The following is a 14,972-nucleotide window of genomic DNA, read 5'->3' as shown; positions in this document are numbered from 1 at the left end:
GAATCCGGGCGCTCGCCCGGCTGAACCGATAACGTGGACGTGCGCTCCCGGCTTCGGCCGGGGCGCACGTCCCACACCTCACCACCAGCTACACGATGAAGCATCAAGGAGACGGAACCATGGGTCTGAGTCTGGAAAAGGGCCAGTCGCTCTCACTGACGAAGCAGGACGGTGGCTCGCTCACGCGGATCCGTCTCGGCCTCGGCTGGGACGGCGTCGCACCCGTGAAGCGCGGCTTCTTCGGTCGCGCAGCCTCCGCGCCCGACATCGACCTGGACGCCTCGGCGATCTTCTTCGACGCCACCGGCAAGGTCCTCGACACCATCTGGTTCCAGCAGCTCGCGAGCAAGGACGGCTCGGCCACCCACACCGGCGACAACCTCACCGGTGCCGGCGACGGTGACGACGAGACCATCCTGGTCGACCTCTCGAAGGTGGCGCCGTCGGTCCAGCAGATCGTGTTCGTGATCAGCAGCTACAGCCGGCAGACCTTCGACACGGTGCAGAACGCCTTCAGTCGCATCATCGACGACTCGACCCCCGGCTCGCCCGAGGTCGCCCGCTACCAGCTCACCGACTCCGGTCCGCACACGGCGATGATCATGTCGAAGGTCTCGCGCGAGGGCAACGGTTGGACCTTCAAGGCGATCGGCGAGCGCGCCAACGGGCGCTCCGTCATGGATCTGCTCGGTCCGGCCGCCCAGGCCCTCTGAGCACCACCCGCAGTAGTCCCCCGCGCGTCAAGCGCAGTTCCGAAGGAGAAGCGATCACCATGGCAGGACTCACCCTCGAAAAGGGCAACAACCTCTCGCTCACCAAGACCAGCCCCGGCCTGACGGTCGCGACGGTCGGCCTCGGGTGGGACCCGCGCACCACGAGCGGTGAGGCCTTCGACCTCGACGCCTCGGCGCTGCTGATCGGCGCGAACGGCAAGGTGCGCTCCTCCGCCGACTTCATCTTCTACAACCAGCCCGCCTCGGCGGACGGTTCGGTCAAGCACCTCGGTGACAACCGCACCGGCGACGGCGAGGGCGACGACGAGCAGATCTCGGTCGACCTGAACGCGGTCGGCGCAGACGTCGAGCGCGTGGTCATCGCCGTGTCGATCGACAAGGCCGACGAGCGTCGCCAGAACTTCGGCCAGGTCCGCGGCGCGTACTGCCGCATCGTCGACCAGGACGGCACCGAGATCGTCCGCTTCGACCTCAGCGAGGACGCCGCTCCCGAGACCGCCATGCTGTTCTCGGAGCTCTACCGCAACGGATCCGAGTGGAAGTTCAAGGCCGTCGGCCAGGGCTACACCACCGGTCTCGCCGGCATCGCCGGCGACTTCGGCGTCCCGCTCGGCTGAGCACCGACGCCTCCACCACGAGCAAGCCACACACGAGAGCAAGGTCGACCGCATGAGCACGCCACTCACTCCGCCAGACGCCAACGAACAGGCCGCAGCCTCCCTCGTGCTGCACGCTCCGGACGCACCGGACGTCGTGCAGGCCGAAGAGGCGCCGGGCATGGTCCCGGTCCCGGCGGAGCGCCAGACGGAGATCCAGCAGCAGGCACGCTCGTTCGTGTCCGAGGTCGCGACGCTCGACCCGCGCTCCCCCGAGTTCACGCAGAAGATCGAGGGCATCTCCCAGATCGGCGGCAAGGAGATGGTGCAGTCGAGCGGGTACTCCTCGCGCATGCTCGACCGCTCGTCGACCTCGGTCGCCGGGGCGAAGCGTTCGGGTGACAGCGCGCAGATCAAGGTCGCGACCACGCTCGGTGACCTCCGCAGCACCGTCGAGGACCTCACTCCCAACCAGGCGGACCTCGGCGTCGGCCGCAAGATCCTCGGCTTCATCCCAGGCGGCAACAAGCTCGCCAAGTACTTCCAGAAGTACGAGTCCGCGCAGACCCAGCTCGACAAGATCATCAAGTCGCTCATGGCCGGACAGGACGAACTCCTGAAGGACAACGCCTCGCTCGCGGGCGAGAAGGTCCAGCTCTGGGAGACCATGCAGGCGCTCAGCGAGTACGCCGTCTTCGCCAAGGCGCTCGACGCCGCGTGCGTCGCCAATATCGATGAAGCCCGCTCCGCCGGGCGCATCGAGGAGGCGCAGAAGCTCGAGGCCGACGTCCTCTTCCCCGTCCGTCAGCGCCACCAGGACATCCTCACGCAGCTCGCCGTCTCGGTGCAGGGCTACCTGGCGATGGACCTCATCCGCAAGAACAACCTCGAGCTCATCAAGGGTGTCGACCGCGCGCGCACCACGACGATCGCCGCTCTTCGGACCGCCGTCGTCGTCGCGCAGGCCCTCGCGAACCAGAAGATGGTGCTCGACCAGATCGACGCGATCAACACCACGACGAACAACATGATCCTGCAGACCAGCGAGATGCTGAAGGACCAGACGACGCGCATCCACCAGCAGGCGTCCACCTCGGGTGTCAGCGTGGAGACCCTGCAGCGCGCGTTCGACAACGTCTTCCAGACCATGGACGCGATCGACACCTTCCGTGCCGAAGCGGCCAAGAACATGGAGGGCACCGTCAACGCGCTCGAGACGGGCCTCGAGAAGGCGAAGCCGTACCTCGAGCGCAGCCGTCAGGCCGAGCAGCGCGAACTGCGGTAGCCTCACGCTCGGGTGACCGGGCGCACGGGTCGCTGAGGACGAAGGGGACGAGGGATGGCATTCGGACGACTGCTGAACGCACTGCGGACCGGCGGGGCCGAGCCGCTCGGCGTCGTCGACGCCACGCCGGCGCCCGTCGGTGAGACCGAGGACGAGCAGACGGCCCGGCACCTCGACGAACTCCGCGACTCGGTGCGCTCCGTGGGGCGCGACCTCCCCACCCTGCTCACCTCGCAGCTCCGACAGATCGACGACCAGTTGCGCCTCGTCGTGGCGACGATCGCCGACCAGGGCGCGTCGACCGAGCAGCGCGTGCTCCTCGCCGCGATGGTGACGGACTACCTCCCGAGCCCGCTGCGCTCCTTCCTCGCGCTGCCGGCCGCGGACCGTACCGACGACTCCCGCAGCACGATCGTCTTCGCCCGTCAGCTGGAGCTCATCGAGGAGACCATCCGCGACCTGCTCAACCAGATCCGCATCGGTGCGATCGCCGAACTCTCGACGCACGGTCGGTTCCTCTCCGACAAGTTCCAGGAGCCCGACGCCGGTCTCGTGCTGGGTGCACACTGATGGCGTCGCTGATCGCGGGCGCGAACGCCGCGCTCACCGCCGAGAACCCCGGTCTCGACGCCGTGCTCATCGGGTTCGGCTGGGACGTCATCGCGAGCCGTGGGCCGCAGAGCGAACCCGTGCCGCTGGCGATCATGTGCGGCGACGACGGCAAGGCGCTGTCCGACGACCATCTCGTGTTCTTCAACCAGGTCGAGAGCCAGGACGGCGCGGTCACCTTCTCGTCCGAGGCCGACGACGAGGAGATCGACGTCGAGCTGTCGCGCGTGCCGGACGCCGTGTCGAAGATCGCCTTCCTGCTCTACATCGACCCCGACGTCCGCGGTCCCGGCGACTTCTCGCCCGTGCGCTCGGCGTTCGTCCGCGTCGCCACACCCGACGGTCGGGAGCTCGTGCGCTTCGACGTGCCGATCGCCGAGGTCCGCAGCAGCCAGGCGCTGCTCCTGGCGGAGCTGTACCGGCACCGCTCGGACTGGAAGTTCCGCGCCCTCGGACAGGGGTACGCCGGCGGTCTCGCGGGCGTGGCACGCGACTTCAGAATCGACCTCTGAGCCGTGCCGCTCAACACCTCCCCGGTGCGACGGGACATCGACTACCTCCGTCGTCGGGTGAAGCCGAGGCCCGCGCCGGTCACGCGGGCGGAGCCCGTGGCGAGCGCCCCGACGGCACCTCCTCCTGCAGCGCCGGCCGCATCGGCAGCACCGTCGACCGGACTCACGCTCGGTGGGCCGTCCACGTCCGCCGCCGCACCCCCTGCCTCGGTGGCATCGGCAGCGTCTGCACCGTCGACGGGACTCTCGCTCGGCGGATCCTCGTCGACCGCTCCCGCTGCGCCGTCGGCACGCCCGGCCACCACGCCCGCCGCAGCTCCGACGACCCCACAGCCCTTCCCCGCCCCGACGGCCGAGGAGGTCCGCGTCCTCGACGACGAGACCCCGCTGGTCCGGCTCGACCCGCGTCAGTCCGCGATCGGCAGCCTCATCGTCGGCGGAGCGACGGCGATCGTGTGGGAGACCGTCGAGCTCGTCACGGGTGTCGCGACGGCCGACGGTGTCGACGGCACGCCCGTGACGACGCCCGGCAACCGGCCGCTGCTCGGCTTCGACGGCGGCGACGCGATCCTCGCCCTCCGGCACGTGCACCTCATCCGTCGAGCGCTGTTCGTCGGCACAGCCGGTCGTCCGCTGACGGTGCAGCTCTTCGACGGTGAGAGCTTCGCAGCCGCCGATGAGACCGGCGCCGCCCCGGTCGTCTCGCTGCTGCGCATCGGGTCGAGACTCGAACTCCGCCTCGAACCGCTTCCCGCCGAGATCCCCCTCCAGACGCTCCTGCAGCAGTTCGGCTTCGAGCCGACGCCGTACGTCGTCGCCCGCGAACCCCGGAGACGATGACCATGCGGCACTTCAGTTACGTCGACGACAAGCGCGCGTCGCGGCTGTTCCACAAGCTTCCGAGCCCCATCAGCATCGACTCCCCGCCGGAACACGTGGCGGCGGCACTCGGTGCCACCCTCTACAGCCCGGGCACGCGCCCCACGCTCGCGAAGGACGTCGTGAAGCAGGCGAAGCACGGGTGCCTGAGCATGGTGCTGTGCCTCGAGGACTCGGTCCCCGACGACGCGGTCGAGTTCGCCGAGACGAACGTCGCGGAGGCGATGCAGCAGCTCGCCGCCAAGAACTCGGGGTCCAAGCGCCCCATGTTGCCGCTGCTCTTCATCCGCGTCCGCACGCCCGAGCAGCTCGAGCGGGTCGCCGGGCTCCTCGGTCCGGGACTCGACCTCCTGAGCGGCTTCGTCATCCCCAAGTACGAGAACAGCGACGGGGTGGCGGACCGCTTCTTCGAAGCGCTCGGTCGCGTGCAGCGCGACTACGGGCAGGACGGGTCGAACGGTGCGCGTCGGCTCCGGGTCATGCCGATCCTCGAATCGCCGCGGATGATCCACCGCGAGACCCGCGACGACACCCTCTCCGGGATCGTCGACGTCACCAAGGCCCACCGCGAGGACGTCCTGGCGGTCCGCATCGGCGCCACCGACCTCTCGAGCGCCTTCTCGCTCCGGCGCTCGCGTGACCTCACCGTCTACGACGTCAAGCTCGTCTCCTCGGTCATCGCCGACGTCGTCAACGTCTTCGGTCGACCGGGCGACGACTTCGTCATCACCGGCACGGTCTGGGAGCACTTCCACAACGCGGAGCGGCTCATGCGCCCGCAGTTGCGCATGACGCCGTTCCAGGATGCGAACGAGGCGCAGCTGCGGCAGAAGCTCCTCCTCAAGGGACTCGACGGCCTCATCCGTGAGATCGCCCTCGACCAGGCGAACGGGCTGCTCGGCAAGACGGTCATCCACCCGAGCCACGTGCCGGTCGTCCACGCGATGTCGGTCGTGAGTCACGAGGAGTACGTCGACGCCCTCTCGGTCGTCGGCGACGTGGGCGGCGGCGCCAACGCCTCCCCGTACCGGAACAAGATGAACGAGATGAAGCCGCACCAGGCGTGGGCGCGCAAGACCCTGCTCCGCGCGGAGGCCTTCGGGGTGGCCGCGGAGGAGACGACCTTCGTCGACCTCCTCGAGACGAGCATGCGGTGACGGTATCGATGGGCGGCTACGGGGCCGTGGCAGCGAACACGACCTTCGACGACCTCCTCGAGACGAGCATGCGGTGAATGTATCGATGGGCGCATGGACAGGCGGTTTCGTGCGCGACGCCGTCGGCATCGGCCTGCGCTCGGACGCGTCCCGGAGCCTGATCCCGGTGGAGGACCTCGTCGGTCTGGCGCTCCGCGACAACCCCAAACGCGCGCAGCTGCTCGTGTCGACGGTCCTCGCCAAACACGTGCCGACCGTGCCCGGCCTGGCACTCGCCGCCGGAGAGCTGCTCGGACTGCTGGTGCGCAGCGCGCTCGACGGCAGCGATCCGGAGACCGCTCCGTTCGACACCGTGGCGCAGCTCCTGGCCCGACGGGAACGGCCGGATGCTGACGGTCTCGCGGCCCTCACCGCCGTCCGTGAGCACCTCGCCCAGCTCCGCGATGCAGCCCCAGCGGCCGGCCCGGAGCTCGTCACCGTCGGTTACGCCGAGACGGCGACCGGGCTCGGCCACATCGTCGCCGACGCACTCGGCTCGCCCTACCTCCACTCCACGAGGCACGAGGCGGACGTGCCCTTCACGCCGTTCGAGGAAGAGCATTCGCACGCGAGCGACCATCGCCTGTATCCGACTGACCCCGCGTGGGCCACGGTCGGCGGGACCACGGTACTCGTCGACGACGAGTTGAGCACCGGCCGCACCGTCCGCAACACGATCACCGCGCTGCACGCCACCACGCCGCAGGCGCACTGGGTGGTCGCGGGTCTCATCGACCTCCGTTCGGATGCGGACCGACAGCGCTTCGACGACCTCGCCGACCGGCTCGGCACCCGGATCACCGTCGTGGCGCTCGGTGTGGGTGCCGTCGACCTTCCGGAGGACGTCCTCGCCCGCGCGCGAGCGGTCATCGACGCCGCACCCGCCGCGTCGTCCGCCGGATCGACCACGGCCGGCGACGTCGTCGTCGTGGACGCCTCCGGCCTGTCGCCCGTGCGGAGCGCGCGCTTCGGTGCGCCAGGACGCCTGGACGACGCGATGACGGCCGCGATCGCCGACCGGGTCCTTCCGGAGCTGCCGGACGGCGAGGTCGTGGTGCTCGGCTCCGAGGAGTTCATCGCGGTACCGCTGGCCGTCGCCGCCCACCTCGACCGCACGCGCGGAGCGACGCGCTTCTCCACCACCACGCGGTCCCCCATCGCCGTCATCGACCGTGACGACTACGCCATCGCGAGCGCGGTGTCCTTCACCAGCCACGACCGCACGATCGACGGCTTCGGACCCCGCTTCGCCTACAACCTCTCCCGCGGTGGTTCACGGTTCGCGGCGGTGGTCCTGTTCCCGGAGCCGGGCGCCGACCGCGAGCTCCTGCTCCGGCCCGACGGCGTCGTCGAGGCATTGCGGACCGTCACCGACCACGTCATCGTCGTCCTCCTCTCCGAATCCGTCCCGACCCCAGCCGAATGGAACCCCGCACCGTGACCATCGACGCCGCCGCCCTCCCCGAGCCGCTCACCGGACCGGACTTCGGGTCCTACGACGCCTCGGAGGTGCGCTGGCTCCTGACCGACCTCGGCGACACCCGCCTCGAGGCCGACGCCTCCGAACGCGAGGCCGCGATCCAGAGCGGGCGCGCGCATTACGCCGAGTCGCTGCCCATCGAGTACCTGCCCTCCCCCGAGTACGAGGAGCTCTATCGCGACGCCCTCGCGCGGTCGAGCCGGCGCCTCGCGGTGGCCGTCGGCGTCGTCACCGACCTCGTCCTGGCCTCCCGTGCGGACCGCCCCGTGCTGGTCTCCCTCGCCCGCGCCGGAACGCCCATCGGGATCCTCATGCGTCGCTGGGCGATGGAGGTCCGTGGGATCGATGTGCCGCACTACACGATGAGCATCGTGCGCGGGGTCGGCGTCGACGGGACCGCGCTGCGCTACCTCGCGACGCACCATGACCCGGAGCAGATCGCGTTCGTCGACGGCTGGACCGGCAAGGGCGCCATCGCGCGCGAGCTGACGGCGGCACTGGAACTCTTCGCCGAGACCGACGGCATCCGCTTCTCCGACGAGCTGGCTGTCCTCGCAGACCCCGGCCACTGCGTGCCCGTGTACGGCACCCGCGACGACTACCTCATCCCCTCGGCATGCCTCAACTCCACCGTCTCCGGCCTCGTGTCCCGCACGGTGTACAACCGCGAGCTGCTCTCCGACGACCAGTTCCACGGTGCCAAGTTCTACCGCGAGCTCAGCAGTCACGACGTCTCCGGCGCCTTCCTCGACGCGGTCTCGGGCCGCTTCGCCGAGGTGGTCGACGACGTCGCCGCGGGTGTGGAGGAGGCCTCGACGGCCGACCGTGAACCGAGCTGGATCGGCTGGGAGGCCGTCGAACGGATCCGGGAACAGTACGACATCCCGACCGTGAACCTCGTGAAGCCGGGTGTCGGCGAGACCACCCGCGTCCTGCTCCGCCGAGTGCCGTGGAAGGTGCTCGTGTCGCCGGACGCCCTCGACGACGTCGCGCACGTGCTCCTGCTCGCCGAGCAGCGCGGTGTGCCGGTCGAGGTCGTGCCCGGGTTGCCCTACAGCTGTGTCGGGCTCATCAACCCGTTGAGCGACGCCGCGGCGGGAGACGCCCAGTGAGCGCCCTCGTCGCCTGCGACCTCGACCGCACCCTCATCTACTCGCCGAAGGCGTTCTGGCTCGAGACGCCGGACCCGGAGGCGCCGTCGATCATCGTCTCGGAGCTCTGGAACGGCGTGCCGATCTCGTTCATGACGCGCGAGTCGGAGCGCCTGCTGATCGAGCTGCGCTCGCAGGCCGTGTTCATGCCGGTCACGACGCGGACGGTGGCGCAGTATCAGCGGGTGCAGCTGCCGGGCGGCGCGCCCGCCTACGCGATCACGAGCAACGGCGGCGAGATCCTCGTCGACGGCGTCCCGGACGCCGATTGGCGCGACCGGGTGCGAGCGCACCTCACCGACCACACCGCTCCGCTCGACGAGGCGCTCGCGCGCTTCGAGGAGCTGGCTTCGCCGACCTGGATCCTCAAGACGAACGTCGCCGACGCGCTGTTCTTCTACTCGATCGTCGAGCGCGACGCGATCCCGGCGGGCTGGCTCGAGCAGGTCGAGCAGGATTGCGAACGGCTCGGGTGGACCGTGTCCCTGCAGGGACGGAAGCTCTACTGCGTGCCGCGGACGCTCACGAAGCACGACGCCGTCAGTGAGGTCGCCCGCCGCCTCGACGGACCACTCGTCCTCGCGGCCGGTGACTCGCTCCTCGACCAGTCGATGCTGGAGACCGCCGACCTCGCGTTCCGACCGGCGCACGGCGAGCTCGACGACGAGGGCTTCACGATCGACACGCTGACGGTCACCGAGCGGCGCGGCATCCTCGCCGGCGAGGAACTGCTGCAGCTGATGACGGCTGCGGCCGTCCGGGGCCGCTGACCCGAGGCCCGATCACCAGGGCAGGTCGAGACTCGGTACCAGGCCGCCCGCGGCCGCGCCGGAGCCCGGGCACACGAGCACGCCATCGGCGTCGGCGAGCCCGCGGAGCATGGCTGCTCCCTGCCATGGCGTCGGCTCCGCATGCGGCGTCGCCGAATCGGGATCGTGCACCGAGCGGTAGGGGCGCAGCACCGTCCCTGAGCGGGCCCCGTCGACGGGCGAGGCGAGCACCGCCGGTCGCAGGGCCGGGAGCTCGAGTCCCTGGAGGCCCGCGAGCACCGGGTGCACGAGCGTGAGGACGCTGAGCAGGGCGGCGAGCGGGTTGCCGGGGAGCCCGACGAACAGGCGACCGTCCGGCAGCCGCGCGAGCAGCGCAGGGCCACCAGGGCGGACGTCGACGCCGTCCACGAGGAACTCGGCACCCGCGTCGCGGAGCAACGCTCGGACGTGATCGGCTCGGGAGTCGCCGGTACCACCCGTGGTCACGACGAGGTCCCGCTGGTGGCGGGCGGAAGCGGTGACCGCACGCGTCAGCCCGAGGGCGTCGGCCGTGGAGGGCGCGTCATCGCCGACACGGACGCTGGACGTGACGACGCCTCCGAGCGAGGCGATCACTCCCGGGAGCGATGGGCCGAAACTGTCGCGGACGAACCCCGGGCCGGGAACACCGCTCGTGACGACCTCGTCACCCGTGAGGACCAGGCGGACCCGCGGTGTCGGCACGACGGGCACGCGGTCGAAGCCGGCGCCGGCGGCGACAGCGAGGTGGACGGGACCGAGACGCGTGCCGGCGTCGAGGACGGTCGACCCCGCGGGTGACTCGGTTCCGGCGGGTCGGATGTGCCGCCCCTGCCGCGGTTCCCCGCTCGGTGCGGACGGTGCGAGGTGGAGGAGGACCGCTCCCGAGCCATGCCCGATCACGCCGTGCTCCAGTTGGAGGACCGCATCGGCGCCCGACGGGATCAGCCCACCGGTCAGGACGTCGACCGCGACACCGTCGCCGAGTCCGACCGACCGCGCGCGCTCGGCGTCCTCACCGGTCAGCAGGGTCCACGGGCCGCTCCCGGCCACCGCCCAGCCGTCCATCGCCGAGGAGGCATAGTGCGGGATCGCGATGGGCGAGACGAGCGGCGCCGCGAGCACGTGTCCGAGGGCCTCGGCGAGCGTCAGGGTATCGACGACGTCGGACCGATGCGCCGCACCCGTCGCATGCGCGATGCTGCGAGCGCCCCTCCAGGAGGCCCTCGTCATGCGGTCGTGTCCGAGGCGACCAGCCGTTCGACGGCCGTGGTCGCAGCCTCGGCGGCGGCGACCGGATCCGCCCCGCTCGCGAGCGCCTTCCCGACCGCGATACCGACGAGGTAGGTGGTGAGCGGGGCGGCCGGACGCCGCACGGCGTGCGCGGCCGTGCCCGCGAGTCCGAGGACGGCGTCGATGTCGACCGCGACGTCGCCGAGCTCCAGTTCGGCGGACACTCGTTCGGTCCAGTCCGCGAGGACGGCATGCAGGTCATCGGTCATGGGAGACGCTCCTCAGGGTCGGCGGTCGGCGTGGTGGACATGTTCGGCACCGGCGACTCGGCGGCGGTGCCGACCCCGAGTTCGGCGGCGTCGGCCCAGGTGTCGACGTCGGCCGAGCCGCCGTCGGGAACGGACACCTGGCGGAGGACGAGTCCGGCGAGCAGCTGGCGGACGGAGACACCCGCGAGGTCACCGCCGGGTCGTGACGCCCGGAGTGCGGCGACCCGGCGTTCCAGGGCCTCCCGGTGGTAGACGGCGAGCAGCGACTGCTCACGACCGGAGTCGTCGACCTCGACCCAGCCGTCGGCATCGGTCCCGGCCGCGGCGGCGGCTGCTTCGAGCACCACGGCGAGCGCCGGCGCGGCATCCGGCATGTCGCAGGCGAGGACGGCGACCTGTGTGGGGCCCTCGGCCGCGAGGCCGTCACGCAGGGCGTCCAGGCCCGCGGCGATGGCCGCAGCGGGGCCGCCGAAGGCGGGGTGCTCGCGGACGAAGCGGACCGGAGCGGTCGTCTCGAGCTCGGGGCCGACCACGACGACACGGCCGCCGGCCGCCCGCGCAGCATCGATCGCGAGCTGGAGGAGCGTCCGCCCGTCGCGGAGCAACGACGCCTTCGCGACGCCGCCGAGGCGGGAGGACCGCCCTCCCGCGAGGATGATCGCATCGACGGACATGGCACCAGCCTAAGCCGCGATCCAGCCCCCGAGGCGGCTGCGGATCCGGTGAGGCACCTTGCCCTCGTCCGATGGTGGTGATAGCCATGAGCCATGACTCGCATCACGGCGCGCAGACGCGTCACCCGCATCACGGTGGGACAGCCCGCACGCACCCGCGAGGACGTCCTCGCCGTCGAGGAGCCGCTCGAGATCCGCGTCGGTGGTCGTTCGCTCGCCATCACGATGCGGACGCCCGGTCACGACGTCGACCTCGCGATCGGCTTCCTCGTCTCGGAGGGCGTCATCGGTCGGGGTGACGACGTCCGCACCGCGCGGTACTGTGCCGGCGCGACGGACGAGGGCGTCAACACATACAACGTGCTGGACGTCGCGCTCTCCCCCGGCGTTCCCGCCCCCGATCCGAGCCTGGAACGGAACTTCTTCACCACCAGCTCGTGCGGCCTCTGCGGCAAGGCGAGCATCGACGCCGTCCGGACGAGCTCGCGGTACTCCGTCGCGGACGACGACTTCCGCCTCGATCCGGCGCTCCTGGTGACCTTCCCCGACCGCCTCCGGGCACAGCAGGCGGTCTTCGAGCGCACCGGCGGTCTGCACGCGGCCGGCCTGTTCGACGCCCGGACCGGCGAGATGCTCGTCCTCCGCGAGGACGTCGGCCGACACAACGCCGTCGACAAGGTCGTCGGATGGGCGGCGAAGGAGGGGTTGCTCCCGCTCCGCTCCATGGTCCTGATGGTGTCGGGGCGCGCGAGTTTCGAGCTCACGCAGAAGGCCTCGATGGCCGGCATCCCGATGCTCGCCGCCGTCTCCGCGCCGTCGTCGCTCGCCGCCGAACTGGCCACCGAACTCGGGATGACGCTCGTCGGTTTCCTCCGTGGCGACTCGATGGTCGTCTACAGCGGAGCGCATCGCCTTGCCGACCCGGCCGAAGGCTCGGCACCAGCAGCACTCCAGACCGGAGCGAACGCATGAGCGCCGAACCGCCCGTCGAGGACGTCACGGACGCCGACATCGAGGTCACCCACCCGAAGCACGTCGCCGTCGGCCTGCCCGGCATCCTGCACTCGATGGAGCCCGCCCTCCGGCGACTCGGGCCGAAGCGGACCGCGGAGCTCTTCACGTCGATCAACCAGCGCGGCGGCTTCGACTGCATGAGCTGCGCCTGGCCCGACCCGGACGACCGCAAGAAGCTCGAGTTCTGCGAGAACGGCGCGAAGGCCGTCATCTGGGAGGCGACGCCGGTCGTCATCCCGAGCGCCTTCTGGGCCGAACACTCGCTCACCGATCTCGCCGACAAATCGGAGTACTGGCTCGGCATGCAGGGGCGACTGTCGGAGCCCGTCTACAAGCCGGCCGGTTCGGACCACTACCGGCCGGTGGGCTGGGACGAGGCGTTCGCCATCGTCGGCGAGCAGCTGCGCGGTCAGGAGTCCCCCGACGAAGCCGTGTTCTACACGAGCGGCCGGGCGTCGAACGAGGCGGCGTTCGTCTATCAGCTCTTCGTTCGCGCCTTCGGGACCAACAACCTCCCCGACTGTTCGAACATGTGCCACGAGTCCACCGGCACGGCGCTCGGCGAGGTCATCGGCGTCGGGAAGTCGACCATCCGGTACGAGGACTTCGAGCAGGCCGACCTCATCATCGTGATGGGCCAGAACCCGGGCACGAACCATCCCCGCATGCTCACGGCGCTCGAGGACGCGAAGCAGGCGGGCGCGACGATCGTCTCGGTGAACCCGCTGCCAGAGGCGGCGCTCGAGCGGTACAAGAACCCGCAGACGGTCCGCGGCATGGTCGGGCGCGGCACGGTCATCTCCGACCAGTTCCTGCAGATCCGGCTCGGCGGCGACATGGCGCTGCTGCAGGCGGTCTCGAAGCGGGTCCTGGAGGCCGAGGCGGCGGCTCCGGGGACGATCCTCGACCACGCGTTCCTCGCCGAGCACTGCCTCGGACTCGAGGAGCTGACGGCCCACCTGGCCGACCTCGACGAGGCTGCGGTGCTCGAGGCGACCGGCCTCACGAGCGAGCAGATCGACGAACTCGCCGAGCGCTACATCGCGTCGAACGCGACGATCGTCACCTGGGCGATGGGTCTGACCCAGCACAAGGCGGCGGTCAACGGGATCAAGGAGATCATCAACCTGCTCCTCCTCCGCGGGAACATCGGCAAGCCTGGCGCCGGTGCGTCGCCGATCCGCGGGCACAGCAACGTGCAGGGCGACCGGACGATGGGTATCTGGGAGCAGATGCCCGAGTCCTTCCTCGCCGCCATGGAGCGTGAGTTCGCGGTCCCGATGCCGCGGGAGCACGGGGTCGACGCGGTGAACGCGATCCGAGCGATGCAGCGGGGCGAGGTCCGCACCTGGATCTCGCTCGGCGGCAACTTCGTCGCGGCGATCTCCGACACCGCCGCCGCCGAGGCCGCGATCCGTGGAACGCAGCTGTCCGTGCAGATCTCCACGAAGCTCAACCGCTCGCACGCGGTCACGGGCGAGGCGGCGATCATCCTGCCGACCCTCGGGCGCACCGAGATCGACCTGCAGGCGAGCGGGCCGCAGATGGTCAGCGTGGAGGATTCGGTGTGCGCTGTCCACGCCTCGCACGGCCGCATCCCGCCGGCAGCGCCCGGTCTGCTCTCCGAGGTCGCGATCATCACGCGCCTCGCGCGAGCGACGCTCGGCGAGGACTCGGGCATCGCCTGGCAGGCGTTCGAGGACGACTACGACACGATCCGCGATCACATCGGACGGGTCGTGCCGGGCTGCGAGGGGTACAACGAGCAGATCCGCCGCGAGGACGGCTTCGTCCTGCCGAACGGGCCGCGGGACTCCCGCACGTTCACGAACCCCGAGGGTCGCGCCCTGCTGACAGTCAACGAGCTCGAACCGATCCACTGCCCGCCCGGTCGGCTGGTCCTGCAGACCCTGCGGTCACACGACCAGTTCAACACGACGATCTACAGCCTGAACGATCGGTACCGCGGCATCAAGAAGGGCCGGAACGTCGTCTTCGTCAACCCGGACGACCTCCGCGACCTCGGCCTGGAGGACGGGCAGACGGTGGACGTCTTCAGCGAGTGGGCCGGGCAGCCGGATCGGGAGCTCCGCGGCTTCCGCGTCGTCTCCTACCCGACCGCTCGCGGATGCGCCGCGGCGTACTTCCCCGAGGCGAACGTCCTCGTCCCGCTCGACTCGACGGCCGACCGCAGCAACACCCCGGTCTCGAAGGCGATCGTGGTGCGGTTGCAGCCGGCGGCCTGACAGCCGGAGCGACGTCGACCCGGGCGACGGTCTGAGCGGTTCATTCGTACGCTCGGAGGAGTTGCCAGCGTCCGCGCGCGGCATCGAGTCGGATGTCGAAGACGAAGGACCGGCCGTCTGCAGCGGTCGCCTGGAACCGCCAGGCGGGGGTCGCCGCGGGCGGATGGGTGACGAACGAGACGTTCGGCTCGAGCGGGGTCGGGGTGTCGGTGACGAGGTACCGGGCTCCATCCCAGAACAGTCGCTCCGGCACGCCTGCCGGCGTCGTCCAGACCGCGATCTCGGTGCTCGTGATCAACATGCGTG

16 protein-coding genes are annotated in these 14,972 nt (G+C 70.5%); 12 read left to right on the top strand and 4 right to left on the bottom strand.

Annotated elements, in window-relative coordinates:
• Nucleotides 1–119: 119 nt before the first annotated feature.
• The 10 genes from HOW07_RS09750 (at nucleotide 120) to HOW07_RS09705 (ending at nucleotide 9,212) form a co-directional block, all read left to right on the top strand.
• On the top strand, nucleotides 120–713 hold the full coding sequence (locus HOW07_RS09750; RefSeq protein ID WP_064295867.1) for a TerD family protein: 594 nt from the start codon (nucleotides 120–122) through the stop codon (nucleotides 711–713).
• Between the two features lie 59 nt (nucleotides 714–772).
• Nucleotides 773–1,351: a TerD family protein gene (locus tag HOW07_RS09745; RefSeq protein WP_064295866.1), complete on the top strand. Its 579-nt coding sequence runs from the start codon at nucleotides 773–775 to the stop codon at nucleotides 1,349–1,351.
• Nucleotides 1,352–1,403: 52 nt separating this feature from the next.
• On the top strand, nucleotides 1,404–2,615 hold the full coding sequence (locus HOW07_RS09740) for a toxic anion resistance protein (protein ID WP_175116794.1): 1,212 nt from the start codon (nucleotides 1,404–1,406) through the stop codon (nucleotides 2,613–2,615).
• Between the two features lie 54 nt (nucleotides 2,616–2,669).
• Nucleotides 2,670–3,185 (top strand): hypothetical protein, encoded by a 516-nt coding sequence (locus HOW07_RS09735; RefSeq protein WP_079704609.1) that lies wholly within the window; start codon nucleotides 2,670–2,672, stop codon nucleotides 3,183–3,185.
• Nucleotides 3,185–3,736, top strand: a complete 552-nt coding sequence (locus HOW07_RS09730) for a TerD family protein (protein WP_064295863.1) — start codon at nucleotides 3,185–3,187, stop codon at nucleotides 3,734–3,736. Before HOW07_RS09735 ends, HOW07_RS09730 begins: the two co-directional genes overlap by 1 nt.
• A gap of 3 nt (nucleotides 3,737–3,739) precedes the next feature.
• On the top strand, nucleotides 3,740–4,576 hold the full coding sequence (locus HOW07_RS09725; protein ID WP_175116793.1) for a hypothetical protein: 837 nt from the start codon (nucleotides 3,740–3,742) through the stop codon (nucleotides 4,574–4,576).
• Between the two features lie 2 nt (nucleotides 4,577–4,578).
• Entirely contained in the window at nucleotides 4,579–5,772 is a 1,194-nt protein-coding gene (locus tag HOW07_RS09720; RefSeq protein ID WP_121293209.1) for an HpcH/HpaI aldolase/citrate lyase family protein, read from the top strand.
• 85 nt (nucleotides 5,773–5,857) lie between these two features.
• Nucleotides 5,858–7,252 (top strand): phosphoribosyltransferase domain-containing protein, encoded by a 1,395-nt coding sequence (locus tag HOW07_RS09715; protein ID WP_175116792.1) that lies wholly within the window; start codon nucleotides 5,858–5,860, stop codon nucleotides 7,250–7,252.
• On the top strand, nucleotides 7,249–8,403 hold the full coding sequence (locus HOW07_RS09710; protein WP_158596642.1) for a cysteine protease StiP family protein: 1,155 nt from the start codon (nucleotides 7,249–7,251) through the stop codon (nucleotides 8,401–8,403). The genes HOW07_RS09715 and HOW07_RS09710 overlap by 4 nt, the downstream gene beginning before the upstream one ends.
• Nucleotides 8,400–9,212, top strand: coding sequence for an HAD family hydrolase (locus tag HOW07_RS09705; protein WP_175116791.1), 813 nt, complete (start codon nucleotides 8,400–8,402; stop codon nucleotides 9,210–9,212). Before HOW07_RS09710 ends, HOW07_RS09705 begins: the two co-directional genes overlap by 4 nt.
• Before the next feature lie 12 nt (nucleotides 9,213–9,224).
• Here the strand turns inward: HOW07_RS09705 and HOW07_RS09700 are convergent, their stop codons facing one another.
• From HOW07_RS09700 to HOW07_RS09690, 3 genes are read right to left on the bottom strand one after another with little or no spacing between them, the layout of a single operon-like run.
• The gene (locus HOW07_RS09700) at nucleotides 9,225–10,463 is read right to left on the bottom strand and encodes a molybdopterin molybdotransferase MoeA (RefSeq protein ID WP_175116790.1); all 1,239 of its coding nucleotides are present in this window, start codon (nucleotides 10,461–10,463) and stop codon (nucleotides 9,225–9,227) included.
• Entirely contained in the window at nucleotides 10,460–10,732 is a 273-nt protein-coding gene (locus HOW07_RS09695; protein ID WP_175116789.1) for a DUF6457 domain-containing protein, read from the bottom strand. The genes HOW07_RS09700 and HOW07_RS09695 overlap by 4 nt, the downstream gene beginning before the upstream one ends.
• Nucleotides 10,729–11,406 carry a molybdenum cofactor guanylyltransferase gene (locus HOW07_RS09690; protein ID WP_175116788.1) on the bottom strand — a complete coding sequence of 226 codons (678 nt, stop codon included), beginning with the start codon at nucleotides 11,404–11,406 and terminating at the stop codon, nucleotides 10,729–10,731. The genes HOW07_RS09695 and HOW07_RS09690 overlap by 4 nt, the downstream gene beginning before the upstream one ends.
• Before the next feature lie 93 nt (nucleotides 11,407–11,499).
• Between HOW07_RS09690 and fdhD the strand changes: the two genes are divergently transcribed.
• Nucleotides 11,500–12,378: a formate dehydrogenase accessory sulfurtransferase FdhD gene (gene fdhD, locus HOW07_RS09685; RefSeq protein WP_159876975.1), complete on the top strand. Its 879-nt coding sequence runs from the start codon at nucleotides 11,500–11,502 to the stop codon at nucleotides 12,376–12,378.
• A complete protein-coding gene (locus HOW07_RS09680) occupies nucleotides 12,375–14,666 on the top strand; it encodes an FdhF/YdeP family oxidoreductase (RefSeq protein WP_175116787.1) in 2,292 nt (763 codons plus the stop codon). The genes fdhD and HOW07_RS09680 overlap by 4 nt, the downstream gene beginning before the upstream one ends.
• 40 nt (nucleotides 14,667–14,706) lie before the next feature.
• Here HOW07_RS09680 and HOW07_RS09675 read toward each other — a convergent pair whose 3' ends face one another.
• Complete coding sequence (locus tag HOW07_RS09675) at nucleotides 14,707–14,967, bottom strand: hypothetical protein (RefSeq protein WP_064295852.1); 261 nt, start codon at nucleotides 14,965–14,967, stop codon at nucleotides 14,707–14,709.
• Between the last annotated feature and the right edge of the window lie 5 nt (nucleotides 14,968–14,972).

This window comes from Plantibacter sp. MCCC 1A11337, assembly GCF_013349365.1.
In the GTDB taxonomy this organism is placed as follows: Bacteria; Actinomycetota; Actinomycetes; order Actinomycetales; family Microbacteriaceae; genus Plantibacter; species Plantibacter flavus_A.
Note: the sequence above shows the minus strand (reverse complement) of the source record. Positions and strands in the feature narration are given on the sequence as shown.

Coding starts and splice junctions, on each gene's coding strand:
- HOW07_RS09750 (WP_064295867.1), top strand. CDS start 120: ATGGGTCTGAGTCTGGAAAAGGGCCAGTCGCTCTCACTGACGAAGCAG.
- HOW07_RS09745 (WP_064295866.1), top strand. CDS start 773: ATGGCAGGACTCACCCTCGAAAAGGGCAACAACCTCTCGCTCACCAAG.
- HOW07_RS09740 (WP_175116794.1), top strand. CDS start 1,404: ATGAGCACGCCACTCACTCCGCCAGACGCCAACGAACAGGCCGCAGCC.
- HOW07_RS09735 (WP_079704609.1), top strand. CDS start 2,670: ATGGCATTCGGACGACTGCTGAACGCACTGCGGACCGGCGGGGCCGAG.
- HOW07_RS09730 (WP_064295863.1), top strand. CDS start 3,185: ATGGCGTCGCTGATCGCGGGCGCGAACGCCGCGCTCACCGCCGAGAAC.
- HOW07_RS09720 (WP_121293209.1), top strand. CDS start 4,579: ATGCGGCACTTCAGTTACGTCGACGACAAGCGCGCGTCGCGGCTGTTC.
- HOW07_RS09715 (WP_175116792.1), top strand. CDS start 5,858: ATGGGCGCATGGACAGGCGGTTTCGTGCGCGACGCCGTCGGCATCGGC.
- HOW07_RS09700 (WP_175116790.1), bottom strand. CDS start 10,463: ATGACGAGGGCCTCCTGGAGGGGCGCTCGCAGCATCGCGCATGCGACG.
- HOW07_RS09695 (WP_175116789.1), bottom strand. CDS start 10,732: ATGACCGATGACCTGCATGCCGTCCTCGCGGACTGGACCGAACGAGTG.
- HOW07_RS09690 (WP_175116788.1), bottom strand. CDS start 11,406: ATGTCCGTCGATGCGATCATCCTCGCGGGAGGGCGGTCCTCCCGCCTC.
- fdhD (WP_159876975.1), top strand. CDS start 11,500: ATGACTCGCATCACGGCGCGCAGACGCGTCACCCGCATCACGGTGGGA.
- HOW07_RS09680 (WP_175116787.1), top strand. CDS start 12,375: ATGAGCGCCGAACCGCCCGTCGAGGACGTCACGGACGCCGACATCGAG.
- HOW07_RS09675 (WP_064295852.1), bottom strand. CDS start 14,967: ATGTTGATCACGAGCACCGAGATCGCGGTCTGGACGACGCCGGCAGGC.